Annotated in this window: 23 protein-coding genes and 2 pseudogenes; 13 read left to right on the forward strand and 12 right to left on the reverse strand. The window is 39.6% G+C overall.

Annotation, left to right across the window (positions count from 1 at the left end):
- Positions 1 to 80: 80 nt before the first annotated feature.
- The 4 genes from ACG9ZB_RS08525 (at position 81) to ACG9ZB_RS08540 (ending at position 3,997) form a co-directional block, all read left to right on the forward strand.
- A complete protein-coding gene (locus ACG9ZB_RS08525) occupies positions 81 to 1,322 on the forward strand; it encodes an acyl-CoA dehydrogenase family protein (RefSeq protein ID WP_419325341.1) in 1,242 nt (413 codons plus the stop codon).
- Positions 1,323 to 1,418: 96 nt separating this feature from the next.
- Positions 1,419 to 2,543 carry a phosphotransferase family protein gene (locus tag ACG9ZB_RS08530; protein WP_419325342.1) on the forward strand — a complete coding sequence of 375 codons (1,125 nt, stop codon included), beginning with the start codon at positions 1,419 to 1,421 and terminating at the stop codon, positions 2,541 to 2,543.
- Entirely contained in the window at positions 2,540 to 3,238 is a 699-nt protein-coding gene (locus ACG9ZB_RS08535) for a histidine phosphatase family protein (protein ID WP_419325343.1), read from the forward strand. Before ACG9ZB_RS08530 ends, ACG9ZB_RS08535 begins: the two co-directional genes overlap by 4 nt.
- 15 nt (positions 3,239 to 3,253) lie before the next feature.
- Positions 3,254 to 3,997 carry an SDR family oxidoreductase gene (locus ACG9ZB_RS08540; RefSeq protein ID WP_419325344.1) on the forward strand — a complete coding sequence of 248 codons (744 nt, stop codon included), beginning with the start codon at positions 3,254 to 3,256 and terminating at the stop codon, positions 3,995 to 3,997.
- A 46-nt stretch (positions 3,998 to 4,043) separates the two neighbouring features.
- Here the strand turns inward: ACG9ZB_RS08540 and ACG9ZB_RS08545 are convergent.
- Positions 4,044 to 4,845, reverse strand: a pseudogene (locus ACG9ZB_RS08545) (integrase core domain-containing protein).
- A gap of 197 nt (positions 4,846 to 5,042) precedes the next feature.
- Here ACG9ZB_RS08545 and ACG9ZB_RS08550 point away from each other — a divergent pair.
- From ACG9ZB_RS08550 to ACG9ZB_RS08570, 5 genes are all read left to right on the forward strand, one after another.
- Positions 5,043 to 5,366 (forward strand): pyrimidine/purine nucleoside phosphorylase, encoded by a 324-nt coding sequence (locus ACG9ZB_RS08550; RefSeq protein ID WP_419325345.1) that lies wholly within the window; start codon positions 5,043 to 5,045, stop codon positions 5,364 to 5,366.
- A 133-nt stretch (positions 5,367 to 5,499) separates the two neighbouring features.
- Positions 5,500 to 6,210, forward strand: coding sequence for an SGNH/GDSL hydrolase family protein (locus ACG9ZB_RS08555; protein ID WP_419325346.1), 711 nt, complete (start codon positions 5,500 to 5,502; stop codon positions 6,208 to 6,210).
- 29 nt (positions 6,211 to 6,239) lie between these two features.
- Positions 6,240 to 6,833 (forward strand): uracil-DNA glycosylase family protein, encoded by a 594-nt coding sequence (locus tag ACG9ZB_RS08560; RefSeq protein WP_419325347.1) that lies wholly within the window; start codon positions 6,240 to 6,242, stop codon positions 6,831 to 6,833.
- Positions 6,834 to 7,416: 583 nt separating this feature from the next.
- Complete coding sequence (locus ACG9ZB_RS08565; RefSeq protein ID WP_419325348.1) at positions 7,417 to 8,478, forward strand: 3-deoxy-7-phosphoheptulonate synthase; 1,062 nt, start codon at positions 7,417 to 7,419, stop codon at positions 8,476 to 8,478.
- A gap of 237 nt (positions 8,479 to 8,715) precedes the next feature.
- Positions 8,716 to 9,909, forward strand: coding sequence for a PilT/PilU family type 4a pilus ATPase (locus tag ACG9ZB_RS08570; RefSeq protein WP_419325349.1), 1,194 nt, complete (start codon positions 8,716 to 8,718; stop codon positions 9,907 to 9,909).
- A 47-nt stretch (positions 9,910 to 9,956) separates the two neighbouring features.
- Here ACG9ZB_RS08570 and ACG9ZB_RS08575 read toward each other — a convergent pair.
- From ACG9ZB_RS08575 to ACG9ZB_RS08625, 11 genes and pseudogenes are all read right to left on the reverse strand, one after another.
- A pseudogene (locus ACG9ZB_RS08575) lies at positions 9,957 to 11,136 on the reverse strand (MFS transporter).
- 260 nt (positions 11,137 to 11,396) lie between these two features.
- On the reverse strand, positions 11,397 to 11,771 hold the full coding sequence (gene gcvH / locus ACG9ZB_RS08580) for a glycine cleavage system protein GcvH (RefSeq protein WP_183176077.1): 375 nt from the start codon (positions 11,769 to 11,771) through the stop codon (positions 11,397 to 11,399).
- 71 nt (positions 11,772 to 11,842) lie between these two features.
- Positions 11,843 to 12,871 (reverse strand): helix-turn-helix domain-containing protein, encoded by a 1,029-nt coding sequence (locus tag ACG9ZB_RS08585; RefSeq protein WP_419325350.1) that lies wholly within the window; start codon positions 12,869 to 12,871, stop codon positions 11,843 to 11,845.
- Between the two features lie 302 nt (positions 12,872 to 13,173).
- Positions 13,174 to 15,024, reverse strand: coding sequence for an ABC transporter ATP-binding protein (locus ACG9ZB_RS08590; RefSeq protein ID WP_419325351.1), 1,851 nt, complete (start codon positions 15,022 to 15,024; stop codon positions 13,174 to 13,176).
- A 254-nt stretch (positions 15,025 to 15,278) separates the two neighbouring features.
- A complete protein-coding gene (locus ACG9ZB_RS08595; protein WP_419325352.1) occupies positions 15,279 to 15,428 on the reverse strand; it encodes a hypothetical protein in 150 nt (49 codons plus the stop codon).
- 372 nt (positions 15,429 to 15,800) lie between these two features.
- A complete protein-coding gene (locus ACG9ZB_RS08600; protein WP_419325353.1) occupies positions 15,801 to 17,039 on the reverse strand; it encodes a mechanosensitive ion channel family protein in 1,239 nt (412 codons plus the stop codon).
- 263 nt (positions 17,040 to 17,302) lie between these two features.
- A complete protein-coding gene (locus ACG9ZB_RS08605; RefSeq protein ID WP_419325354.1) occupies positions 17,303 to 17,839 on the reverse strand; it encodes a DUF2058 domain-containing protein in 537 nt (178 codons plus the stop codon).
- A gap of 20 nt (positions 17,840 to 17,859) precedes the next feature.
- The gene (locus ACG9ZB_RS08610) at positions 17,860 to 18,528 is read right to left on the reverse strand and encodes a YoaK family protein (RefSeq protein ID WP_419325355.1); all 669 of its coding nucleotides are present in this window, start codon (positions 18,526 to 18,528) and stop codon (positions 17,860 to 17,862) included.
- Between the two features lie 38 nt (positions 18,529 to 18,566).
- Positions 18,567 to 19,760: a serine/threonine transporter SstT gene (gene sstT / locus ACG9ZB_RS08615; RefSeq protein WP_419325356.1), complete on the reverse strand. Its 1,194-nt coding sequence runs from the start codon at positions 19,758 to 19,760 to the stop codon at positions 18,567 to 18,569.
- Positions 19,761 to 19,993: 233 nt separating this feature from the next.
- The gene (locus ACG9ZB_RS08620) at positions 19,994 to 21,727 is read right to left on the reverse strand and encodes a SulP family inorganic anion transporter (protein ID WP_419325357.1); all 1,734 of its coding nucleotides are present in this window, start codon (positions 21,725 to 21,727) and stop codon (positions 19,994 to 19,996) included.
- 101 nt (positions 21,728 to 21,828) lie between these two features.
- Positions 21,829 to 22,146, reverse strand: a complete 318-nt coding sequence (locus ACG9ZB_RS08625) for an ArsR/SmtB family transcription factor (protein WP_234304918.1) — start codon at positions 22,144 to 22,146, stop codon at positions 21,829 to 21,831.
- Positions 22,147 to 22,548: 402 nt separating this feature from the next.
- Here ACG9ZB_RS08625 and rutD point away from each other — a divergent pair, with 402 nt between their 5' ends.
- The 4 genes from rutD (at position 22,549) to rutC (ending at position 25,957) form a co-directional block, all read left to right on the forward strand.
- Positions 22,549 to 23,340 carry a pyrimidine utilization protein D gene (rutD, locus tag ACG9ZB_RS08630; RefSeq protein ID WP_419325394.1) on the forward strand — a complete coding sequence of 264 codons (792 nt, stop codon included), beginning with the start codon at positions 22,549 to 22,551 and terminating at the stop codon, positions 23,338 to 23,340.
- 344 nt (positions 23,341 to 23,684) lie between these two features.
- Positions 23,685 to 24,797, forward strand: coding sequence for a pyrimidine utilization protein A (gene rutA / locus ACG9ZB_RS08635; RefSeq protein ID WP_419325358.1), 1,113 nt, complete (start codon positions 23,685 to 23,687; stop codon positions 24,795 to 24,797).
- Positions 24,794 to 25,543 (forward strand): pyrimidine utilization protein B, encoded by a 750-nt coding sequence (gene rutB / locus ACG9ZB_RS08640; RefSeq protein ID WP_419325359.1) that lies wholly within the window; start codon positions 24,794 to 24,796, stop codon positions 25,541 to 25,543. Before rutA ends, rutB begins: the two co-directional genes overlap by 4 nt.
- 30 nt (positions 25,544 to 25,573) lie before the next feature.
- Positions 25,574 to 25,957, forward strand: coding sequence for a pyrimidine utilization protein C (gene rutC, locus ACG9ZB_RS08645; protein ID WP_419325360.1), 384 nt, complete (start codon positions 25,574 to 25,576; stop codon positions 25,955 to 25,957).
- Positions 25,958 to 25,966: the final 9 nt, after the last annotated feature.

Below are 25,966 nucleotides of genomic sequence, written 5' to 3' on the forward strand. Positions count from 1 at the left end.
TAAAACCATTTTGTTCATATTAGTTTTTAGGTTATGTTGATGTAAAGCGAAAATATCAAAATAGATTGAAGGAAGCAGCCATGTTTGAACTTTCAGCACGTGCTCAAGATTATGTAGAACGTACCAAACAATTTATTCAAAACGAAATTGAGCCTATCGAAACCGACTTTTGGCATGAGGTACATGAACTAAACCAAGGTGGTGACTGGACCAAATGGCAGTGGCCCGCGCAACTTGAAACGCTTAAAGCCAAAGCAAAAGCTGCGGGTTTATGGAATATGTTTTTGCCTTGTCCTGAATTGGGTCAAGGTCTATCGGTTCAAGAGTATGCTCATATTGCAGAACTTACAGGTCGGAGTCTCCTTGCGCCGACCGTGTTTAACTGTAATGCGCCTGACAGTGGCAATATGGAAGTATTGTGGCGTTACGGCTCTGAAACTCAAAAGCAAGAGTGGCTTACACAGCTTTTAGATGGAAAAATTCGCTCTGTTTTCTGCATGACAGAACCTGCTGTTGCTTCATCCGATGCGACCAATATGCAAGCAACAGCCGTGATCGAAGGCGATGAAATTGTGTTAAATGGTCGTAAATGGTGGTCATCAGGCTTAGGTGACCCCAATGCCAAAATTATTATTTTTATGGCGCATACACCAGATGAAACCAAAGATCGCCACCATCAACATTCGATGGTTTTAGTGCCTGTTGAAACAGCTGGAGTCAAAATTGAACGGATGTTACCAGTCTTTGGCGATTACGATGCACCACATGGTCACGGCGAAATTAGCTTTAGTAATGTTCGTGTTCCTGTCTCCAACTTTATTGGTGGTGCAGGTCAAGGTTTTGAAATTGCCCAAGGTCGTTTAGGTCCGGGGCGTATTCATCACTGTATGCGCTGTATTGGTGCTGCGGAAAAATCTTTAGAGTTGATGATCGATCGTGGTATGAATCGTACTGCATTTGGCAAAGAAATTTTAAAATTAGGTGGAAATCTAGAGCGCGTGGCTGATGCACGTGTTGCAATTGATCAAGCACGTTTATTAACCTTGTATGCTGCGTATAAAATGGATACTTTAGGGAATATGGCAGCGTTAACTGAAATCTCTGCCATTAAAGTCGTGGCGCCAAGTGTGCTTGAAAAAGTGGTCGATATGGCGATTCAAATTCACGGCGGAGCAGGTGTGTCGCGTGATACACCTTTGACAGGTTTCTTCGCTCAAGCACGTTCACTGCGTTTGGCCGATGGACCAGATGAAGTGCATAAAGGTATGATTGCAAAATTAGAACTGGCAAAACGTGGCTATAGTACGCGTCGTAAAAAATAATAGACGAGAAGATCACCTCTTTAATTCATTGTGTTGAAATAAGAATAGATGATCTTCTAAGTTATAAAGAAAAGATTGATAGTTTGGGAAAAAAGAATGTCAGCGATTGATGTAGGTGGAACAGTTCGGGCGGGTGAAGAACTGGATGCTGTAGCCGTAGAAAACTGGCTCAAAGCACAAGGTGTCGATCTACAAGGGCAGGTTGAAGAAGTTACGCAATACTCAGGCGGTGCATCTAACTGGACGTATAGATTGAAATACGACAATGTCGATCTAATTCTACGCCGCCCACCCAAAGGTACAAAAGCTAAATCTGCACATGACATGGCACGTGAATATCATGTGCAAAAGAATTTAATCCCTTTTTATCCTGTGCTTCCCGAAATGGTTGCGTTGTGTCAGGACGAATCTGTTCTTGGCTGTGACTTCTACGTGATGAAACGTGTAGAAGGCATTATTCCACGTGCCAATTTACCGAGAGAGCTAGATTTTAAAGAAGCCCAAGTTCGTGAGTTGTGTATCAATGTGATTGATAAACTGATCGAACTTCATCAAGTGCCATACCAAGGCACAGAACTTGAGAACCTTGGTAAAGGTGATGGTTACTGCCGTCGTCAAGTGGAAGGTTGGGACGCTCGTTTTGAAAAAGCCAAAACCATTAACGTCCCTTCATTCAAATATGTGCGAAAGTGGCTGAAGGATAACATTCCAGCAGACTCAAAAACCTGCGTAATTCATAACGATTGGCGTTTTGATAATGTTATTTTAGATCCGAATCATCCGACACAAATTATTGGCGTTTTAGATTGGGAAATGGCAACGCTCGGTGATCCACTCATGGACTTAGGTTCGGCCTTGGCATATTGGGTTGAAGAGTCGGATAGTGCACTCTTTAAAGCGACACGTCGTCAACCGACAAATCTTCAAGGCATGTTCACACGTAAAGAAGTGGTCGATTATTATTTAGAAAAAACGGGTTTAGAAGCAGAGAATTGGACCTTTTATGAAGTCTTTGGCATTTTCCGTTTAGCCGTGATTGCCCAACAAATTTATTATCGCTATCACCATAAACAGACCAATAATCCTGCCTTCAAAGATTTTTGGATTTTGATTCATGCTCTCCATATTCGTGCACTTAAATTGATTGGTTTACAGAAAATTGAAGCCAATGAAGTCGCTCAAAAGTACATTGTTAAAATGAAGGAAATATTAGGCAAATGACCACTATTTATTTCATTCGCCACGGGCAAGCATCTTTTGGTGCAGAAAGTTATGATCAACTCTCTCCCAATGGTGAACTCCAAGCCAAAATTTTGGGTCAATATTTTGATCAGATCTTAAAAGAAGCCCCTGTGGTGGTGTCAGGCTCCATGCAGCGACATCAGCAAACGGCATGTATTTCTTTGGCTGAATGCTTTCCTGAAGTAGATGTCTTAACAGATCCTGCATGGAATGAGTTCAATCATCAGCAAGTCTTTGCTCATTACGAACCGCGTTTTAATGAGCCACATTTACTAAAAGCCGATGTGGCAAAAGAGTCGAACCCACGTGTATATTTGGCCAAGATATTTGAAGGGGCAATTGAACGATGGACAGGTGGCGACTATCACCATGAGTACGATGAATCATGGCCTGAGTTTAAAAGTCGAATTGAAGTCGCTTTACAAGATTTGTGTGATGAACTGGCTCAAAGCAAACCGCGCTATGCTGTGGTGTTTACTTCAGGCGGTGTAATTTCAGTGGTTGCAGGTAGGCTGTTGGGTTTAAGTCCAAATAAAACCTTTGCGCTTAATTGGGCTATTGCCAACAGCAGCATGACCACATTACGACTGGTGGGCAATGAACCACAGCTTTTAAGTCTCAATGAACATCATTTTATTAAAGCTGAAAACTCAAACTTACTGACATGGATCTAAGGACAGGATTAAGACATGGCTAAAACAATTTTAATTACAGGGGCAAGTTCTGGCATTGGTGCAGGTATGGCGCGCGAATTTGCACAAAAAGGCTATAACTTGGCAATTTGTGCACGACGCTTAGATCGCCTTGAAAGTTTAAAGCAGGAACTTAAAAGCAAGTACGGGATAAAAGTCATCCCTAGAGTTTTAGATGTGACCAATTACGATCAAGTGGTTGAAGTTTTTCGTGCATTTAAACAAGAGTTTGGCCATTTAGACCGTGTGATTGTAAATGCTGGAATTGGAGATGGACGTCGAATTGGTAAAGGCAGTTTTGCGATTAATAAAGCCACTGTTGAAACCAACTTTATTTCAGCTCTAGCGCAGTGTGAAGCTGCAGTTGAAATTTTCCGTGAGCAAAATGCAGGGCATTTGGTTGTTATCTCTTCTATGAGTGCAGTCCGCGGTATGCCGAAACATTTGACAGCGTATGGTGCAAGTAAAGCAGGTGTTGCACATTTGGCCGAAGGTATTCTTGCAGAACTGCTCAATACCCCAATTAAAGTCACCACGATTTTCCCTGGCTATATTCGTACAGAAATCAATGAGGGTGCAAAACCACTACCTTTTGAAGTGGATGAAAAAACAGGTTCACGACTGTTGGCCGCAGAAATTGAAAAAGCCCCTGTAAAAGCCTATGTTCCTAAATGGCCGTGGTTACCACTTGGTTTAGCAATGAAAATTTTACCGCTGAAATTGGTCAATAAACTGGGTTAATTGTCTTGTCCTGAAATAGATTGACAGTATTCCACTTCAAACCGAGTTAAGCAATTAGCTCGGTTTTAGTTTGCTCATACATCTGATTCGGGGTGTTCATATTTAAACTTAAATGTGGTCTATAGCAATTATAAATCATGATAGATTCCGTAATTAAGTGATCTAACTCCTTCATGGTTTGACATCGTGTAGTTAAAAACTCTTGCTTTAATATTCCATTAATCCGCTCTGCTAATGCATTTTGATAACAGTCTCCTCCATCTGTCATGGAAGGACATATCCCATAATGGCGCTAAGCCAATACAGCTTACGTGTTCCGATACTTGGCATGAGACAGCGATACTCCATAATCAACTCGAGTATTTGTTCGGTTACTTGTGCAGTCATTTGAGCACGTTTTTCTGCTTGATAATAAGCTTGTCGAGTGATTCCTAACCACTGACAATAACGTGAAACGCTTAGTCTTCTTTGGCTTTGCCAATCTTTGAAACGTGCTCGGTATACTTTTTTCCAAGATCAGTCCCACACTCTTTATCAATGTGATAAATCACATCCTGTATAAATTCAGTTTTGAGCTTTTCTGCGGCTAACTGTTTTTCTAATTGGCGGATTCGTTGTTGGGGTGTCAATTGGCGTTTAGAAGAAGTCGGCATATTCGAAGTCCAGTCCTGTTGTCCGTGCTTGCGTAACCATACCAGCACAGTTGATCTTCCTTGAATACCATATTTTGCCTGAGCTTGTTTATAAGTAATTTGCCCTTTTTCTACTTCATGTACAACCATCATTTTAAAGGCGAAGTTATAATCACGTTGTGTACGTTTAACTCTTTGTTCTCGTGCATGTTCCATAAAATAAGTCTCTTAAGGTGTAAACTTATTTCAGGACGGAACAAATGATTGAAATAAAAAAGCTGTAAATCAGCCTTTTTATTTTTAACTATGCCACTGCCTTCTAAACACACGTTGCTATTTCCAGATGATCATTTGAGTGCATTCATGAGTTGGTCATAAACTCGAGGTAGCATTGAAGAAAAAAGGTGATCAAGATGTCCACACAATTCGACTTTGTTTCAGTCAGAAAAAAGCCCAATGTTCATTTTGGTGGGCGCGCAATCATCCATGTCATTCAATGTGAAGATGGTTCACAAAAGACCCTTGGGGTTATTTTGCCTACAGATCAACCACTGACTTTTGAAACACATCTCGCGGAGCATATTGAAATTGTTTCAGGTCAATGCCAAGTTAAAATTGGGTTACAGACTGAAATGATGCTGTATCATGCAGGTGAAAGTTTTGATGTTCCTGCCAACAGTCGCTTTAGTATGATGGCAAGTGAAGTCGTAGATTATATTTGTCACTTAGAAAAATAGCCGAACACATAGACTTAAAATGGCTGGAACAACATTACTTCTTGATTTCTTAAGAATATTTAAGTCGGTGTGTCGGTGCAATTCAACGTATACTATTTTCATCTCTCAGCTAGCTTAGACCCAGTCACTGAATATGCGATTAAAAATTTATACGCTGGCTTTGATTCCAGTCATTCTTTTTCAGGGCTATGCCGTCAAAAAAAATACACCAAGATTGGCTGAACCCAAAGGAGAACGCATTGGACAAAAAGGCGTGGGTAAGTCGCTTTCCTTGCTCATTTTGGGGGATTCAGCGGCGGCTGGTGTTGGTGTAAATGTTCAAGATGATGCGTTATTGGGTTCAATTTTAAAAGAACTGTCATCTGAGTTTAGTATTCAATTTTATTTACACGCAACGACGGGATTCACCACAGATCAGGTCATTCAGTCCATCCAAACACTTGAGACACAGCATTTTGATGTCATTATTACTTCTGTGGGCGTAAATGACATTACAAAATTCACTTCGCCGCAGGCTTGGATCACAAAACAGAGGCAGCTTTATCAAATACTCAAACATAAGTTTAGTCCACAACTAACAATTGCATCAGGTGTACCACCGATGGATCAGTTTCCCGCACTTCCAAACCCACTTGCGTGGTTGTTCGGTAAATATGCCAAAGCGATGAACTTAGAATTAGGCCAATTTGTCGCACAGCAAAATCAGATGGAATGGATAGCATACGATCTCAAGAAATTTTTGACTTTAAACTTAGCTATGGCCGAAGATGGTTTCCACCCTAGCAAAGAAATTTATCAATTTTGGGGTAAACAAGTGGCTGAAAAAATACGCCAATCTTTTTAAAATGCAATAAAGACAATTTTTTATAGCTTATGACACATTCAGTTGAAATCGAAAAACATCCACTTAAACCGTTCCTCCCAGCTAATGCCAAATTATTGATGCTGGGCAGCTTTCCGCCGCCCAAGACTCGCTGGAAAATGGACTTTTACTATCCAAATTTTCAAAATGATATGTGGAAAATATTTGGTCTGTGTTTTTTTCAAGATAAAAATTATTTTCTCAATATCGAGCAGAAGACATTTAAAGAACAACAGATCCGTACATTTTTAAATGAACGTGGCATTGCGATTTTTGATACAGCCTATGAAGTGATTCGCCAAAAAGGAAATGCTTCAGATAAGTTTTTGCACATTATTACCCCAACCAATATACACCATTTACTTAAACAAATACCCGGGTGTCATAGTGTGATGACCACGGGTGATAAAGCCACTGACACCCTCATGCTGTCTATGCCTACAGGTACTTTAAAACCACAAATTGGTATGAAGTCCGAGACACATTTTGCCGGGCGAGACCTGAACCTTTATCGGATGCCATCTTCTTCTCGAGCCTATCCTTTGGCTTTAGAGAAAAAAGCTGAGGCTTATCAGAACTTATTTTCTGAAATAGGCTTACTTTAGGTAACTATTTGGATTATGCACATGACTGAATGTTCCAGCCATTTGTAGATAGTTGGTCTGCTTTAGTCTTCGTACTCAACATAGTCCCAGAGATTAAGTCGCGCTTTAAACTGTTCTCATGAACTCAAACATGATTAGGCCATTGAATTAAAGACGAAGGTAGTAGCTTGAACTGGATAGAACAGAATTTTTTGTATAAAAAAGTGTTGTAAAAGCAAAAAAATCAGCGTATTTTAAATTTCAGATAACATATTTTTTGAAGATATAAAAATGTTAAAGCAACCTGTAATCTCTAACGCAAATTATTACTTTTGGCAATTTAAATAATTGCCTGAACGCGTTCGGGCATCAAAAGGTTGCCCACCTAGTTAATACCTGATCGGCAACCCTGATCAGGTTTTTTTATATCTGCTGTTTTAATAAATTTTGGAGTACTTCATGAAAACAACTAACTATTCATACTTTAGCAACTTTTATTGGTTTTACTTTAGTCAATTTATGACTTTAGCCCAGCAATCCATTAGACCCATAACGCTCAAATAAAAGATCGGACTGAAGACCACAGTCCAAAGGATACAAACCAATGAATGCTCTAAATACTGCACTACAAAGTAATCAAACGACAGTTCAAGAAACACTTTTAAGTTTGCCGCAGCAACTCAAAGCGCAGTTACCACTTTCAACGCCATTAAAATTACAAATTGCTGAACAGCGTCAAACCATTCAAAATATATTAGAAGGCAAAGACCATCGTTTAATGGTCATTACTGGCCCTTGTTCCATTCATGACCCTATTGCGGTTTTAGAATACGCTGAAAAGTTAAAACAATTACAAACCAAGGTTTCAGATCAGATTTTCTTCGTAATGCGTGCCTATATTGAAAAACCACGGACAACAGTGGGTTGGAAAGGTTTCTTATACGATCCTCTGCTCGATGGATCGTCCAATATGCAGTTGGGACTAGAGCAGTCTCGAGCATTGTATTTAGCGATTATTGAAATGGGTTTGCCGATTGCTACAGAAATTTTAAGCCCGATGGCGACTGCTTATTTCGATGATCTGTTGGCATGGGGAGCCATTGGTGCGCGTACCAGCGAGTCGCAGATTCATCGTGAAATTTCGAGTCATATGCCATTCAGCATTGGTTTCAAAAATGGCACAGATGGTTCAATTCAAATTGCTCTGGATGCGATTCAGTCTGCATCAAACCCTCACCAGTTCATGGGAATTGGGCAGCAAGGCATGGCATGTATGCTTCATTCCCAAGGAAATCCGAAGCCGCACCTGATTTTACGTGGGGCAAACTCAGGGCCTAACTATGCTTTAACAGATATTCGTCATATGCAAGATAAAGTCAAAGGTGAATTACCTGCTTTGGTGATTGACTGTAGTCATGGGAACAGTAGTAAAAATCCACTTAATCAACCTAGTGTATTGCGTAGCATTGTTGCAGAACGTACGCAAAGCAATGTGTGTGGTGTCATGCTTGAAAGTCATTTGGTTGATGGTAATCAGAAAATTTCAGATGACATGGTCTATGGTCAGTCTGTTACCGATGGCTGTTTAGGCTGGGAAAAAACCGAGCGAGTACTTTTAGAGGTTGCCGACACATTACGCAGTCATGCCGTTCAACGTAGTGCTTAATCAACGCAGCCAAAAAGACCTTTCAATGAAAGGTCTTTTTTTGTGATCTAGTTCAATAAATTAAGATAATAAATTGAAAAATAAGCTAAAAGTTATTTATCAAACGATAAATTAGGTTGAGCTAGAGCAGAAACTTATGCAAAATCAGAAGCCTGAAACAACACGATAAAAATTGTATTTTGAATAAAAGAAATGCTTTTTAAAGTCAGCTATTTGCACTAATTTTTAGAGAACACTATGTATTCTGCAGAACTTTTAGAAGAAGCCCGTCGAATGATGTTTCACATGCTCAGCAAAGTGGTTGAGTATGGTGGTTCAGACTTATTTATATCTGCAGACTTTCCGCCAAGTATTAAGCATCAGGGCCTCATGAAGCCATTAGGTCAACAAAATTTACCATCTGATCAGACTAAGCTCTTTGCTTATAGCTTAATGAACGAAAAGCAACGATTGGAATTCGAAACTGAGCTTGAGTGTAATTTTGCAATTAGCGTTCCCAATGTTTCACGTTTTCGCGTCAATGTTTTTCAGCAGCAACTACATGTAGGTATGGTGATTCGTACGATTACCGCGGAAATTCCTAACTTCACCAAGTTACAACTTCCAACGTCTTTAAAAGACGTGATTATGGAAAAACGTGGTTTAGTATTGGTAGTTGGGGGTACAGGGTCAGGTAAATCTACGTCTTTGGCGGCCATGATTGATCATCGAAATGAAAACTCGGCAGGGCACATTATTACGGTTGAAGACCCAGTGGAATATGTTCACAAGCATAAGAAGTCGATGATTACTCATCGAGAAGTAGGTGTGGACTGTCACTCTTGGCACAATGCTTTGAAAAATACTTTGCGCCAAGCGCCCGATGTCATTTTAATTGGTGAAATTCGTGACACGGAGACTATGGAGCATGCCATAGCTTTTGCAGAAACAGGCCACTTATGCCTAGGCACATTACATGCTAATAATGCAAATCAGGCTTTAGATCGAATTATTAACTTTTTCCCAGACGAACGTCGCAATCAACTTTTGATGGACTTATCTTCCAATATGAAAGCGATTATTTCACAGCGTCTGGTGCGAACTGAAGATGGGCGTGGTCGCCGAGCAGCAGTAGAAATCATGCTCAATACACCGTTGATGTCAGACTTGATACTTAAAGGGAATTTCCACGAACTTAAAGAAGTGATGTCGAAGTCACGAGAGTTAGGCATGCAGACTTTTGATCAGGCTTTGTTTGATTTATACAATCAAGGTGCAATCGCTTACGAAGAGGCGCTACGAAATGCAGACTCGGTCAATGAATTACGTCTACAGATTAAATTAAAGAGTAGTCGTGCCAACCCACAGTTAAACTCAAATAGTGCTTTGTCTTTTGATCAAGCGATTGCTGAAAAAGCCAAAGATGCTGAAGAAGACAAGGCCGACGCCTAATTTTCTGAGTCCGTATGTTCATTGCTATGCGCATACGGACTGATGTTTTAAGCAGTTTTCTTTCTATTCGCGATAAAGGCATAGAAAAATAAACTTAAAACGGTTGTCAGTGCACAGAATAAATAGGTAAAGCTATAACCTTGCTTAGAAATGAGTATGCCCAACAATATAGAGCCAAGTGCAATACCTAAGTCATACATGGTAAAGAATGTAGAGGTCGCATGGCCAATCCGATGCTTTTCCGCACCTTGAATAGCTAGAGTCTGTAGACAAGGCTGTGCAGAACCAAAGCCCATGCCAACGCATACAGCCCCAACCAATAAACCCGTCAAAGATTGAATCTGACTAAGAATCACAAGCCCTAAGCTAAATAATATAATCGCTGGGTAAATCACATAACTTGGCCCACAACGGTCATAAACTTTGCCTGTAATCGGACGTAGGCTCATCATGGAAATTGCAAAGACGATAAAAAACAGGCTCGCGTAGTTGAGCAGATGTTTAGACTCTGCATAAGTTGAAATGAACGACATGATATTGGCATAGGAAAAAGAAACGATCATGCCCATAATTGAAATATTCAAGGCTTTAGTTTCAACAAAGTCATGGATACTGAGCTTGCGCTTCACGGGTAGTGTCAATTTTTGAGTGGTCTGCTGAATTGGGATAAAGAAGCAAAACAAGAAACCGAGACAGATACTAAACGCTAAAATCCCTGCGACCATTGGATAGGATACAGACTGGATCAGGGTTAAACCGAGGAATGGCCCAAGTACAATCCCCAGATTAATGGACATGACAAAATAGCTCATACCTTCGCCTTTACGTTTTTCTGGAATAAACTCATTGACGATAGGTACGGCAACTGTGGTGATGATACTTAGCCAGATGCCATGTAGAAAACGAATCAGTAACAGCAGTTGTAAATTATTGGCAAACAAACAAGCCAAGGAAAACAAACCAAATAGGGCTTCCGCAAAAAAAAAGCGTTTTCTTATTGCCAAATTTTTCAATAATGAGTCCGCTATAAGGGCGAACTGCGATAGACGATGCCATGAACAAGGTCATGGCTAAGCCTGCTTGTGCAAGGTTTCCACCCAAATCATTCAAAATATAGATTGGGAGGATTGAGGTCTGTGCAAAGTAAAAGATGAACAAAAACAGATTTTTCGCTAAGCACAGAATAAAAGACTTATTCCATAGTGATGATGTATTGAGAGCAGACATGCAGAACCCTTGGCTCGAAGATGAGGCCACAGGACGTAAACTGTTGTTATTATTTTATGCAGAAGCTAGGTCTCGGCTGTGAAATTGAAACAATCAAATTATAAGATAATGCACGTGAAAAGTATAATTATAGTAATAAATTCTGGTGTTAAAGCGAGATGAATATGTAAATGTTGAGTTAATTTATTAAAATAAGAGAATAGATGCAAAAAAATCAGTCCGAAAACTGATTTTTTGAGCCGTAAGTATAAATACTAAGCTTATAGACCCGCTTCATAGGCTGTGCTTGAAAGGAGTTGTTCTACATCTGCGATATTGTCTGGTTTGATTTTATAAATCCAACCTTTACCATAAGGGTCATCATTGACGAAGTCAGGATCATCTTCCAAATTGGCATTGATTTCTACTACGATGCCAGAAACCGGTGCATGAATATCAGAAGCCGTTTTTACAGATTCAACCACACCCGCTTGTTCACCCGCAGTGATTTGTTGACCAACTTCTGGTGTTTCAACGTAGACTAAATCGCCTAAGGCATCCTGTGCATGGTCTGAAATACCAGTTACAACAAGATCACCTTCAATACGCACCCATTCATGTGTACTTGCATACTTCAATTCTGAAGGATGATTCATGAATAACTCCTTAAAATACAAAAATCATTTTTCGCATGATTTATACATGCTTTTCTATCAAAACAAAAGATCTATAAATACGGATCTTTACGCCAATTACTCGGGCTGCGTCCACTCCAACGCTTAAAGGCTCGGCTGAAATTTGCCACATCACTATATCCCAGTTCGTCCGCAATTTGCTCTAAGCTATAGTCTGTACGTGACAAAAGTGACGTAGCATGACGGTAACGCACTTCATCCACAATAGTAGAAAAAGATATGCTTTCAGCAGCCAGTTGGCGTTTCAGTGTGCGATCAGACATGTGTAAGAGGTCAGCCACATGCTCGATGCTTAAATAGTGTTGTTCTGAGCGCGTCAAAATGTCACGTACACGCATCGATAATCTTCGGCGTTCGCCCATGGCTGAGAGCTCAGCTTCACATTGATTAATGGCTATTTGGCTTGCAAGTGGGTCAGCATTGGCCATTTTAAAGCCGAGATAATGCTTATCAAAACTCAAAAGTAAATGCGGTTGATCAAAGCGAACACTATGGTTAGGTAGCTTTGCACAATAGCGATCAAAGCCTTCGGGTTCTGGAAAATCGAAATCAATTTCCCCAGCCAGATTTTCAATGCCAGTGAGCGCCTTATTCATAGAAACAATGCCAAAAATAATACTGATCGCAATATCGGTACGCAACGGTTCTATATCGACATCACAGCGTAATTGTAAAGTTGCTTTTTCGCCAAAGGTGGAAAAGAAAAGCTGCAAAAAAGGCATGCGCAGTTGAATAAAACGGTTAGCAAGTACCAAGGCTTCGCCAATATCATGAGTTGTCATAATGGCATAGCCAATGAAACCATGAATTGAAATACGCATTTGCGTGCCTAGATGGTAGCCAAGCGTGGGCTCACCAGTGAGACGGCTGGCCAACTTCACAAGTTCATTGGCAGTATGAACAGGTATGCGGAACTCAGGCTCTGCGAGTTGTTCACTCGTGAGTTGAAAAGGGGAAAATAGCGTCTCTGCATTATAGCCCCAACGAGACACAACATCTAACAACAATAAGCCATAAACCCCAGGAATTCCTTGATCTTGGCGAAGTGAAACTGTTTTCATGCGCAATCCATTGCATTTTTCTTTCTTTTCTGACTGAAGTTATATTGGCATGAATATTTCAAATTCATGGAGCATATTGTTGGACAATATGTTCCGAGCCTATATCAATTCAGTATCCTTTACATTTTTGATTTAGTGGAACGATATTATAAATATCATAAATTTATGAGCAAAAATATAAGACTCTTGATAAAAAACAACGCTTAGCAAATGATGGTAAAAATTAAGTAAAATCTTTTCAAAATCAGCATGCTAAAATCATTGAGATAATGATCTAAACGTACTGAAAATGGAAAGAAAAATTAGGCTTCTTTCTTTTTAATCGGATGTTGTTCCGTTAAAAACCCACCTGTTTGACGCTGCCAAAGGTGCGCATAGATACCATTTTTTTGAATCAATTCTTGATGTGTCCCTTGTTCTGCAATACGACCTTCATCAAGCACAATCAAACGATCCATTTGAGCAATGGTTGAAAGACGATGCGCAATTGCAATCACCGTTTTATCTTGCATTAAGTCATCAAGGCTAGATTGAATTGCAGCTTCAACTTCTGAGTCTAGGGCACTGGTGGCTTCATCTAAAATTAAGATTGGTGCATCTTTTAAGAACACACGAGCAATGGCGATACGCTGGCGTTGACCGCCTGAAAGTTTCACCCCTCGTTCACCAACATAAGCTTCATAACCTGATTTGCCACGTAAGTCAGTCAGCTGAGGAATAAACTCTTCAGCTTTGGCTTTACGTACAGCAGCATACATTTCTTCATCACTGGCATTGGGGCGGCCATATTTGATATTTTCTACGACACTACGGTGTAGCAGGGAGGTGTCTTGAGTCACTAAGGCAATATTACGACGTAAGCTATCTTGGGTGACATCTTCAATATTCTGTCCATCAATTAAAATTTCACCCTGATTCAATTGATAAAAATGTAGCAATAGTTGAATCAGTGTTGATTTTCCTGCACCAGAGCGACCTACGATCCCAATTTTTTCACCAGCTTGGATGCGTAGGTTTAAATTGTCGATGACATTTTTACTGTTATACGCGAAAGTTACGTCTTTAAATTCAATCACACCTTGTTTAACCGCAAGATCTTTGGCATCAGGTTTGTCTTGGATCGTGATTGAACGACTTAGAGTTTTCATGCCATCTTGAATAGTGCCGACACTTTCAAAAAGTGCTGAGGTTTGCCACATGATAAATTCTGCGATACTGCTCAGTTTTAAAATCATAGCCGTTGCAGCAGCAATAACACCGAGTTCAACTCGCCCATTCATCCATAACCAAACCGCAGTGCCCAATACACCCGCGTACAGTACTACGTTTAAAAACAGGATGCTGATTTCATATTTAGCACCTAAACGCATTTGTTTATAGACGGTGACCATGAACTCTTGCATCGAGGCTTTGGCATATAAACTTTCACGTCCTGCATGAGCAAAAAGCTTCACTGTCTGAATATTGGTGTAGGCATCGGTAACACGGCCAGTCATCACAGCTCGGGCATCGGCCTGTTCATTTGAAACTTTGCTCAAACGCGGGATGAAGTAATACGCTGCGCAGATAAACAACGCTAACCAGACCAGTAACGGTAATATTAGGAGGGGGGAAATAGTGGCAAGTACCAAATTGACCGTGACAAAATAAATGAGCACATATGCCAACATGTCACCTAAAATAACCCAAAACTCACGTATTGCCAGTGCGGTTTGCATGACTTTTGCGGAGAGGCGTCCTGCAAAGTCATTGTGAAAAAAGTCGAGACTTTGCTTCAGTAGTAAATTATGAAAGCGCCAGCGCAGACGCATAGGAAAATTACTAAATAATATTTGGTGTTTAATAATCGACTGTAAACTGGCAAATAAAATATTGGCTAATAAAATACAGGATAGAAGGGCTAAGTTTGAACCATGTTCCGATAAAAATGTTTCTGGCTGGCTTTTACTGAGCCAATTCACTAAGTCACCAATTTTGGCGTAGAACAAAGCTTCAAAGCTGGCAGCACCAGCCGTGAATAAAACCAAGATCAACAAATAGCCACGCACACCTTTAGCGGCCTGCCATACAAACGGAAAGAACGTGGTCGGTAAAGGTTGATTTAAACCTTCGTCTGGATAGGGATCAACACGTTTTTCAAACCATTTGAACATGAATAAAACCTTCAAAAAAATAAGTCATTTATGAGTTAATGACTTGTTTTATAAATAAGCAGAATTTGAAAATTTTAGCATGAAAATACCTCAGTCGTCTGTGTAAATTGCCAGAGGCTAAACGATGTTGTAGCAGTATTGATAGCATGAAAGGTAGATGAATAGATATAAAAGTCTGATATAGAGAAGCGTGATAAAAGGGAATTCAACCAAATGAATCCCCCAAGATGCTTAAAGCATTAGTTTGCTTGAACTTATGATGTCGCAACCCCATCAGATGCCGCAGCTTCTGAAGCAGGTGCTGCATTTTCAGTAGCAACAGCAGCTTGAGTTTCTGCTTCAAAAGAAGATGCCGCTGTGACAGCTAAAAGGGTGGCACATAAAGATTTATTTAAAGTATTCATTTTAGAAAGTCTTATAAAGTGAAAAGGAGTGGCTAATTTAATGAAGAGAAAAGGTTGGTATTGTGATATTGAAGTATATTTCACATAATTAACTTACATAATACACATTATAAATAACTTATTTACTTCAGAACTAATAAAGCTCTTGCGAAAGTATCGTTTTACATAATTTTTGAATTGGCTAAAACCTTATAAAATGTAGCTTTGGGCTGTTTAAATTTTGACTAATGCAAGAATTCTAATGCTATGTTTTTTGATAATTTTTATTATTAATTAGGTAGTTTTGAATATATATTAAAATGCTTATTTTGCATTTTTAAGACTTTCGATATGCCAAAACTGCAGTAGTTTTAGCATATCCAAAGTGAAAAATTACGGGTTTGACATTGCGATTTGCATGTCATATCCCGATGGTGCTTGGTAAATTTTGAGACCAAATTCAGGAAGAATGGCAATTAAATGGTCGAAAATATCCGACTGAATCGCTTCATAATCTTTCCACGCAATTTGATTGCTAAATGCATAAATTTCAAGTGGCAAGCCTTTTTCAGTCGGTTGTAACTGACGTACGATTAAAGACTGTTGTTTTGAAATGTTGGGATGCTGATTAAGGTACAGCTCAACATACGCACGGAAGGTCCCAATATTGGTTAAACGTCGCTGATTACAAGGAGATGTATTGCTCAGTTTCTGATTAAACTGAATCAGCTCTGTACTTTTGTGATCCAGATATTGGTCTAATAATAAGAACTTTTTAAGTTTGCTTTGTTCTGCTTCAGACATAAAGTGAACGCTACTTTGATCAATATAAAGTGAGCGTTTGATACGACGTACGCCTGCCTGTGACATACCACGCCAGTTTTTAAAAGTATCAGTGACCAATTTGTTGGTTGGAATCGTGGTAAAGGTTTTATCAAAGTTTTGTACGGTGATGGTATGTAATGACATATCAATGACATCACCGTCTGCATTCAGAGATGGCATTTCAATCCAATCCCCAATGCGAACCATGTCATAGGATGAAATCTGAACAGAAGCCACCAAAGACAAAATGGTGTTTTGGAAGACCAACATCAGCACTGCTGCCATAGCACCGAAGCCCGCTAGCAAGGTGAAGACATCTTTTTTCAGGAAAGTTCCTAAGATCATCAAGCCACAAACGATGAAAATAATAAGTTTGATCAGCTGTAAATAGCCTTTGATGGGCTTATTTCTAGACTTTGGATTACGTTGATAAACCAAATTGAATATATTCAGTAATTCACCAATCGCAAGCGCAATGGTTAAGAAAATAAAGGCCTGAGCCGCCATTTGAACAAAGCTGATTATTTTGGCAGACAGGTGAGGAACGGTGACGATACCATTCATAATGACGATTGCTGGGACAATGTTGGCAACTCGACGAATCACGCTATGCTGCGACATAATGTCGTGATTAGCAAATTTTAGCTTAGTGATGAGATGCCGAATACCACGAACGACAACATGCTTGGCAATAATATACGCCAGTATAGTCACTAGAATGAGTATGCAGAATCCTGTCAACATTTCGATCCAAGGATACTGGTCTGACCAGTCTTTTAAACTCTGTATAAAATGAAAATTATCCAAAATGCGATCTTCTTATGATTAAAACACTGTAAATAGTGTAATCAGCTATACGAATTAAGCAAATTGTGTCACTAAGTTTATACATGTTTTCAACGACTTGTTTATTTACTCTCGTAGATTTATTTTTTAAATCGATATTTGAATGTCATGAAGCATAAATTGTTGATGGTCGGGATATGTCAGAGCAGTGGAATGGTAAATTAGTTTTATAATGAACTAGGAAACAACGAAGCTTCCAATATGGAAGCTTCTGATGGTTCAAATTACCACATGAGATCATCAGGAATCACGTACGCAGCATATGGATCTTCCTCATCGGTGACTGCTTCATTTTTCTCTGAAGTATTTACAATAATAAAGCCTTCAAGTTTGGCATTAATACGATCAGCTAAAGTTTTAGGTAAGAAGGCATAACTTTCATGATCACGTGCAATCACGAGGCTACCAGCAACCAAGGCATTATAGATTTGTTGATTGATATATTGTTTTTTGATTTTGCCATCGTCAATAAACTGATAGGCCACGTCACCATCGGTATCCCGGATTTTATGCTGCGTGATCATTTGAATGATCGTGGCTTTGAGCTCTTTTTCTTGCAATATCGTTTTCTTCTCAAGTTCAATCGCTTGATCTTTGGCCTGTTTTTGCTGTTTGTTTTGTGCAATTTTTGCCTTGATCTCCGCTTCACTGCTTTGACCTGTTCTTTGCTCATGCACTGCTTGTTTAGAAAGTTTTTTGGCCTTTTTGTTGTCAACTAAACCGGCTTTGAGTAACTGAGCCTGTAATGCATTTTTTACCATAGCGAATTCCACAACTGCGTTTAAAAACGACGATAACGAAAGTAAATGATCCAATATACAACACTAAGGATCAAGCTTAATGCTGTTGGAACTAAAAAAGAATTGAGTTTTAAATAGGGATACATCCAACTTGCACAGAGTCCGCCGATCAAAAAGCCACTTAAAATCAAAAGTTGTAAAACTACGCGCCGACGCTCAACCACGAGTCCGCGCACTCGATAACCAAGGGCTAAGCCGAGATCGGTAAGGACACCCGATAAATGTGTAGTGCGAATGATAGTGCCTTTATAATGGCTCACCATGGCATTTTGCACACCCATTGCGACACAGGCCCAGAGTAAAGCATAACGTGGAAAATAAGGTAGAAAGAACCAACACAGAAAAATAAAAAAAGCCACTAAACTGAGTGGTACGCCATAGCGGCGTCCCAATCGAAAGTGACTATTTCCCAAAATTACACCGCTATAAAATGAACCGATGACATAGCAGAGCGTTACTAATAGCAAATATAAAATGCTTTCGGGTTGCCAATGTACAAGCGACATCGCCAAAACACTTACATTACCAGTCATATGGGAAACAGACTGGTGTAAAACAGTCACCAGTCCTAAGACATTAATCATTCCTGCATTGACTGCAAGAAAGAATGCCCCCATTTGAATCCAAAGTGGTAAGTGTTGAAATGGCATAACTTCAAAAAGAAATAATATACTGATTCTACAATATATTATTTTGAAGCGCGGTCAACTGCTGCAGTAAATAACACGTCAGTTGATGAGTTCAACGCGGTTTCAGTAGAGTCTTGTAGTACGCTAATCACCATACCAATTGCAACGACTTGCATTGAAATATCAGATGAAATACCAAACAGTCCACACGCAACAGGGATCAACAGCAAAGAACCACCTGCAACACCAGAAGCACCACAAGCTGAAACTGTTGCAAGCACGGATAAAATCATCATAGTGGTAAAGTCAACATTAAGACCTAGTGTATTGACTGCTGCCAGTGTAAGAACAGTAATAGTCACTGAGGCACCGGCCATGTTGATGGTCGCACCGAGTGGAATGGCTACACTCGCTGTAGATTCAGCCACACCCAAACGTTTTGCAAGATCTAAGTTCACAGGAATGTTCGCAGCAGAACTACGCGTGAAGAAAGCAGTGATACCACTTTCACGTAAACACTGAAATACCAAAGGATATGGATTGCTACGTGTTACCACAGCAACCATAAGCGGGTTGATGACTAAGGCAACGAAAACCATTGTGCCGATTAAGATCGCCAATAAGTGTGCATAGCTTGCTAATGTGCTTAAACCTGTTTCTGCAAAGGTTACCGCCACTAGACCGAAAATACCGATAGGCGCAAAGTTAATCACCAAACGAATCACGCTATTTACTGCGTGTGCAGTATCATTGAGTAAGTCTTTGGTTGAGTCTTTGGCATGACGGAATGCAGTACCCAAGGCTACAGCCCACGCCAAAATACCAATGAAGTTTGCTTCACTAATGGCAGTTACAGGGTTAGCAATAAAGCTCAGCAGCAGGTTCTTAAAGATTTCAATCAAGCTACTTGGTGGTTGTAAGTCAGTATTTGCAGGTAAATTTAAGAACAAAGTACTTGGGAAAGCGATGCTGACAGCAACTGCTGAAAAAGCAGCCAGTAGCATACCCACTGCATACATGATGATGATAGGACGTAGATTCGCACTATGACCTACTTTAAAATTTGCAATAGAAGCAAGAACCAAGACAAATACAAGTACAGGCGCGACAGATTTTAACGCTTTAATAAATAAGTCGCCTAGCAGGCTCAAATAAGGTGCAACGCCTGGGAAAACAAGGGCTACACCAATACCCAAAATAATGGCAATAATAATTCGAGTAACTAGACTCATTCGCGCTAAAACAGAAAACATAGAGGCGCCTTGTTGAAATTACGAGGACAAAATACGGATTTTAAGTGCGCCATTTTATACCTAATTTACTAATTGACTGAAAAATATTTAAATATAAAAATTAAGTTGTTGTAATTTCAGTTTTTATTATTCATTTTAATTCATAAAAATGACATATTTAATGGATTTTTATCATAAATGCCTGCTTGATATTTCTCATTATATTGAAAAAGTGCAAGCAGACATTCGGTCTCTTATGAAGTTTTAAGCAGTTGAGGTGAAAGGGTCTGAATGGCTTGATAATGAGTTAAAAAGACATTTCCACTCAAATGTTTCAATAATTTTGAACTTTGCAGGCGGTCCATCACAGGGCCTTTAACTTCGGACAAATGCAGTTGAATGTTTTGCTTGGCCAATTCTAGATTAATATCTTCTAGCATTTCTAAAGCACTCAAGTCGATACTACTCACACTGGAGCAATTAATAACAACATGAGCTAACTCAGGGTGTTTGCTCACAGCATTGATCAGCTCGCCTTTCAATATATTAGCATTTAAGAAGGTTAGGCTTTCATCTATACGCATTGACAGTACTTGTGCCGTTGTTTGAACTTGATGGCGTTCAACATTGCGAAAATGTTGTGTCCCCTCGACCAAGCCAATCACAGCAATATGTGGCCGACTAATCCGCCAAAGCAACAAAATAAAGGTTGAGATCATGCCAATGATCAGGCCGGTTGAAATATCGATACAGACAACACCAAAAAAGGTAATCCACATCGCGATACCATCTGCTTTGGAATACTTCCATGCTTCGATGAAGGGTTTAAAGTCCACAAGTTTCCATATCGAGACGATAATCGTTGCAGCCAAAATAGCTAAAGGAAGGTCCTGAAAAAAACCGGTAAAGTATAAGCTCACTACAATAATCAACAGCGAAGATAGGACGCCAGCCATAGGGGTCTGAGCGCCTGCATCTGCATTTACGACAGTACGAGAAAGGCTGCCTGTTACAGGAAAGGCGGAACTGAAACCGGCACTGATATTGGCTAATCCTAAAGCGATAAGTTCTTGGTTGCTATTGAGTTGACTTCGGTTTTGTAAAGCAGTGGCTTGAGCAATGGAAAGTGATTCAACAAAACTGATCATCGCGATCATGGTTGCGCCTGGCAAAAGTTGCAGAACTAAAGTCCAGTTCCAATATGGCATATCGAGTGGGGGCATACCAGATGGAATGATTCCGACCGTTTTGATTCCAAGCTTTTGCAGTTGGAAAAAATAGACCAAGGCAATCGAGGCAACCACTAAAAATAAAGGAATGGTACGCGAAAGTAATGTGGTCGATCCGAACCAACCTTTTAAGGTATTAGTATTCAGCAGCTTTGGTACATAAATTAAAAATACGATTGCGCACAGTCCAAAAAGCAGCGTACCTATATGAGTCAAACTGATGTATTGCCAAACACTTACCACAAACTCGGGGATATTATTGGCTTTCAAAGGTAGATCGACAATAAACTTCAACTGACCCAACGCAATCAGCAAAGCAGATGCAATAATGAAACTTTGGATGACGGGGTGGCTAATCAGTTGGATGAGGAAACCAAACCGAAATAAACCCAACAGCAGGGAAATGATACCGACCATTAGTGCTAATAAGCATGCCGCTTGTATATAAACAGGTGAACCAACTTCAAACATCGAGCTCAAAGTCGCAAAGGTCATCATCGAAATGATGGCAACAGGACCAATAGAAAGTGTCGGACTGCCACCAATGATGGCATAAATAATCATTGGGATAATGCTGGCATAGAGCCCAGTGATTGGCGGTAAGCCTGCCAACATGGCATAGGCCATGCCTTGAGGAACCAACATGGCAATGACGATAAAAGATGCAGGTAAATCTGACTTAAACGTAGGCGTGTCATAGTTCTTGAGCCATTGCCATGCGGGTAGATAATGGCTTAGACGACGGTTCCAATCAGACATAAAAAAATCTAAATCACAAATTTACATATATTATGCATAAAAAATGCTAAGAAGTCTTAGCATTCGTTTTCATAGCACACAAAATATAGAAGTGATTTGGTTTAGAGATGTGGTTTTGGGCAGTACAAGCTATACAAAGTATTTAAAACTTCAATCATGCGTTCATCTTTAATGGAGTAATAAATTTGCTTACCATCACGGCGCGTATTTACCACATCACTTTTACGTAACATCATTAATTGTTGAGAAAGAGTCGGCTGTTTGATGTCAGTAATTTCTTCAATTTGAGAAACATTAAGTTCTTGTTGCGACAAATGACACAAAATTAATAAACGATCAGTATTGGCTAGAGATTTTAAAATACTCACAACAACTTCAGCAGAGTCGCGCATAGACGTTATTTCAAGTCCTGTGTTCATTTAAAACCTACTCATAAAACAAAACAACTGTGCGCTTAGTATAAAACCAAGCCGTTCATAATGCTGTCTTTTCAAGTCCAATATGCATGGCTTTTAGTGAAATAAAATATTAGCTAAAGTTATATATACTGAATGTTTACATGAAAATTAGTTATTCAAAATGTCAGTTAAGTTCTCGATATTTATATAATTTAAGCCGATTTTTTAAATCAAAAACTCATTCTTTATGATTATTTATAATAAGCTTTGAATATTTTATCATATAGGGAACATTAAAATCATAACTACAGAGCTTTTAAAAAATTCATTATAAATTTAAAAAATACAAACATTTATTAAAAGGCATAATTATTGCTAGATAATATTTTTGACCAATAAGTAAACTTTGAGATGAATGTATAAATTTTTCCATCCCATATCGAAGATGCCGAATATGTGGTTTTGTCGTCGGGTTTAGGTGGACATGCGCAGTTTTGGCAGCCACAAATTCAAGACCTACAAACTAAATTTCATGTCTTAACTTACGATCAAGAAGGTTGCCATGAAAACAGTACATTATTAAAACCAGATTATTGCATACGCGATTTGGGGCAGCAGCTTTTGCAGATTTTAAAACAACAACATATTCAACGCTTTCATTTTATCGGCCATGCACTGGGTGGTTTTATTGGTGCGGAGTTGGCCTACTTGTGCCAATCGAGCGAGTATCAGATGTTATCAATCACGATTTTAAATGGTTGGGACACGTTAGATGCGCATACCTATAGATGCTTTGAAACCCGAATTAATCTTTTAACATGTGCAGGCACTGAGGCTTATGTCAAAGCACAGGCTTTGTTTTTATATCCACCAGCTTGGATTTCAGCAAATATAGAAAGTATTCAAAAACAAGAACAGTTGCAAATTCAAAAGTTTCCACCTCATGAAAATGTATTGCGACGGTTAAGTGCTTTAATGAACTTTCAACTGAGCGAGGAGATACGAGCCGCTTTGCAGAATATACCGATGCATTTGATTGCGAACCAAGATGATTTCCTTGTGCCTTACCAACGCTCACAAAACCTAAAAGGGTTGTTTCCCCATGCACAGTTGACTCTTTTAAAGCAGGGCGCTCATGCAGCGACTGTAACCGAAACAGTACTGATGAATAAGGAAATGTTGGGCTTTTTAACAGGGCAGGAAATTTTAGTTTAGATTATCGATTGTTTAATTTGGCTTTATAAAGTGAAGGTGTATAGGTTCTGAAATCTATACACCTTTTTTATTTAGGCTAAAAATATAAAAATTCTAGTTTGGATCACTTACCGCACAATCATTGATCACGCCTCACAGAGATAGTGCATAAAATCAAAACCAATTTTACTTTTTGGTAAAAAATAAAATTAAGTAAAAATATTTAATATATTGAAAAATAATAATAAATAATAGTTGGCATGCCTTGTGCAAATATATTTTTATCAAACTAAAGGTCAAAAGTTTTGCTCTATTTAGCCTTTGAAGTTCTGCAAATAATGAAATAAGTGTAGAGGATAAACGAGATGAAAATAGGTGTATTTTGCCCGATTGGAAATAATGGCTGGCTGCTTTCGGAAACCGCGCCACAGTACATGCCTTCATTTGAACTAAATAAAAAAATTGTTCAACGTGCTGAGCATTATGGTTTTGACTTTGCTTTGTCGATGATCAAACTGCGTGGCTTTGGCGGGAAAACAGAGTTTTGGGATCATAACCTAGAAACATTTACTTTGATGGCTGGCCTCGCTGCGGTGACCAGTAAAATCCAAATCTATGCAACAGCAGCGACGTTGGTGATGCCGCCTGCAATTGTGGCACGTATGGCATCAACCATTGATTCCATTTCAAATGGTCGTTTTGGTTTAAATGTCGTGACAGGCTGGCAAGCACCCGAATATACACAAATGGGGATGTGGCCAGGAGATGAATATTTTGCACAGCGTTATGAATATCTTTCTGAATATGTAGAAATTCTACGAGAACTCTGGGCGACAGGTCGTTCAGATTTTAAAGGAGAGCATTTTACTATGCAGGACTGCCGTGTGAGCCCACGTCCACAAGCGGATATGAAAATTATTTGCGCGGGCCAGTCTGATACAGGGCTTGAATTTTCTGCCAAATATGCCGATTACAACTTTGTTTTCGGTAAAGGGCTAAATACACCGACTGCCTATGCAGAAATCAATGCGCGTTTAAAACAGCAAACCGATAAAACAGGGCGTGATGTACAAACCTATGTGCTGTTTATGGTGATTGTTGCAGAAACAGATGAAGAGGCGCATGCGAAATGGCAAACATATAACGCTGGTGCGGATATGGAGGCGATTAATTGGCTAATGAACCAAGGTGGTAAAGATACCAAATCTGGAACAGATACCAATATTCGCCAAATGGCATCTTCGGTTTCGCCTGTGAATATCAATATGGGAACTTTAGTCGGTTCGTTTGAACATGTTGCACAAATGTTGGATGAAATTAGTGAAATTCAGGGGACTGAAGGTATTTTGCTTACCTTTGATGACTTTGTACAAGGGGTCGAAGACTTTGGTCAGCGTATACAACCTTTGATGAAATGCCGTGAACATATCGTGGTTGAAGCGGATGCACCACGCGTTGTTTTGGAGAAAAGCGCATGAATGAATCTATAGTCTGTGCAGAATTTACTAAACAAAGTCTGCAAGCAAAAACATTAAAAGCAGAACCTGAACATATTGCTTTAGCACCTGAACACACGGCATTGATTGTGATTGATATGCAAAATGCCTATACCTCAGTAGGTGGCTATTTGGACTTGGCCGGGTTTGATGTATCTAAAACCAAACCTGTGGTTGAAAACATTCAAAAAACCATTACTGCTGCACATGCAGCTGGCATTCAGGTGATTTACTTTAAAAATGGTTGGGATGACCAGTACCGTGAAGCAGGAGGGGGTGATTCACCAAACTTCCATAAGTCGAATGCTTTAAAAACCATGCGCAACAATCCAGAGCTGCAGGGAAAACTACTGGCAAAAGGTGGTTGGGATTTTGAGTTGATTGATGCACTCAAGCCTGAACCACAAGATTTAGTTATAGAAAAGCCTCGCTATAGTGGATTCTTTAATACTGCGTTGGACAGTATGTTGCGGGTGCGAGGAATCCGAAATTTAGTTTTTGTGGGTATTGCGACCAATGTCTGTGTCGAGTCAACTTTGAGGGATGGTTTTTTCTTGGAGTATTTTGGAATCGCTCTTAAAGATGCGTGCTATCAAGCTGGGCCTATCGAGGTGCAAGAAGCAAGTCTCTATAACATCAAAACCTTTTTTGGTTGGGTGTCTGATACACAAAGTTTTGTGAACACCTTTGAAACTTCAAGCAGTCAAACGCTGGCAAAAACTGCATAAGTCATACGTACGAAAGATAGAGGAAACCTCATGCCTAAAGAAATTATTGTGCTAGAAGGCACAGCGAAACCACTTGCACCATTTGTACCTGCAACTAAGGCTGACAATATCGTTTATGTATCAGGCACCTTGGCCTTTGATGAACATAACAACGTCGTTCATGTTGGTGATGCCGCAGCACAGACTCGACATATTTTAGAAACCATTAAACGAGTCCTTGCAACGGCAGGTGGCACAATGGATGACGTCACTTTTAATCATATTTTTGTGAAAGATTGGGCCGATTATGGCGCGATTAATGCTGTATATGCCGAGTATTTTCCAAACGATAAACCTGCACGCTATTGCGTACAGACTGGACTGGTCAAGCCAGAGGCTTTGGTTGAAATCGCTTCGGTTGCACATGTGGCTTAAGTGGAATAA

It is taken from the genome of Acinetobacter johnsonii (assembly GCF_048551975.1).
Classification (GTDB): domain Bacteria; phylum Pseudomonadota; class Gammaproteobacteria; order Pseudomonadales; family Moraxellaceae; genus Acinetobacter; species Acinetobacter johnsonii_A.

Excerpts from the sequence above, each read along its gene's own strand:
- ACG9ZB_RS08525 (WP_419325341.1), top strand. The coding sequence starts at position 81 with ATGTTTGAACTTTCAGCACGTGCTCAAGATTATGTAGAACGTACCAAA.
- ACG9ZB_RS08530 (WP_419325342.1), top strand. The coding sequence starts at position 1,419 with ATGTCAGCGATTGATGTAGGTGGAACAGTTCGGGCGGGTGAAGAACTG.
- ACG9ZB_RS08535 (WP_419325343.1), top strand. The coding sequence starts at position 2,540 with ATGACCACTATTTATTTCATTCGCCACGGGCAAGCATCTTTTGGTGCA.
- ACG9ZB_RS08540 (WP_419325344.1), top strand. The coding sequence starts at position 3,254 with ATGGCTAAAACAATTTTAATTACAGGGGCAAGTTCTGGCATTGGTGCA.
- ACG9ZB_RS08550 (WP_419325345.1), top strand. The coding sequence starts at position 5,043 with ATGTCCACACAATTCGACTTTGTTTCAGTCAGAAAAAAGCCCAATGTT.
- ACG9ZB_RS08555 (WP_419325346.1), top strand. The coding sequence starts at position 5,500 with ATGCGATTAAAAATTTATACGCTGGCTTTGATTCCAGTCATTCTTTTT.
- ACG9ZB_RS08560 (WP_419325347.1), top strand. The coding sequence starts at position 6,240 with ATGACACATTCAGTTGAAATCGAAAAACATCCACTTAAACCGTTCCTC.
- ACG9ZB_RS08565 (WP_419325348.1), top strand. The coding sequence starts at position 7,417 with ATGAATGCTCTAAATACTGCACTACAAAGTAATCAAACGACAGTTCAA.
- ACG9ZB_RS08570 (WP_419325349.1), top strand. The coding sequence starts at position 8,716 with ATGTATTCTGCAGAACTTTTAGAAGAAGCCCGTCGAATGATGTTTCAC.
- gcvH (WP_183176077.1), bottom strand. The coding sequence starts at position 11,771 with ATGAATCATCCTTCAGAATTGAAGTATGCAAGTACACATGAATGGGTG.
- ACG9ZB_RS08585 (WP_419325350.1), bottom strand. The coding sequence starts at position 12,871 with ATGAAAACAGTTTCACTTCGCCAAGATCAAGGAATTCCTGGGGTTTAT.
- ACG9ZB_RS08590 (WP_419325351.1), bottom strand. The coding sequence starts at position 15,024 with ATGTTCAAATGGTTTGAAAAACGTGTTGATCCCTATCCAGACGAAGGT.
- ACG9ZB_RS08595 (WP_419325352.1), bottom strand. The coding sequence starts at position 15,428 with ATGAATACTTTAAATAAATCTTTATGTGCCACCCTTTTAGCTGTCACA.
- ACG9ZB_RS08605 (WP_419325354.1), bottom strand. The coding sequence starts at position 17,839 with ATGGTAAAAAATGCATTACAGGCTCAGTTACTCAAAGCCGGTTTAGTT.
- ACG9ZB_RS08610 (WP_419325355.1), bottom strand. The coding sequence starts at position 18,528 with ATGCCATTTCAACACTTACCACTTTGGATTCAAATGGGGGCATTCTTT.
- sstT (WP_419325356.1), bottom strand. The coding sequence starts at position 19,760 with ATGTTTTCTGTTTTAGCGCGAATGAGTCTAGTTACTCGAATTATTATT.
- ACG9ZB_RS08620 (WP_419325357.1), bottom strand. The coding sequence starts at position 21,727 with ATGTCTGATTGGAACCGTCGTCTAAGCCATTATCTACCCGCATGGCAA.
- ACG9ZB_RS08625 (WP_234304918.1), bottom strand. The coding sequence starts at position 22,146 with ATGAACACAGGACTTGAAATAACGTCTATGCGCGACTCTGCTGAAGTT.
- rutA (WP_419325358.1), top strand. The coding sequence starts at position 23,685 with ATGAAAATAGGTGTATTTTGCCCGATTGGAAATAATGGCTGGCTGCTT.
- rutB (WP_419325359.1), top strand. The coding sequence starts at position 24,794 with ATGAATGAATCTATAGTCTGTGCAGAATTTACTAAACAAAGTCTGCAA.
- rutC (WP_419325360.1), top strand. The coding sequence starts at position 25,574 with ATGCCTAAAGAAATTATTGTGCTAGAAGGCACAGCGAAACCACTTGCA.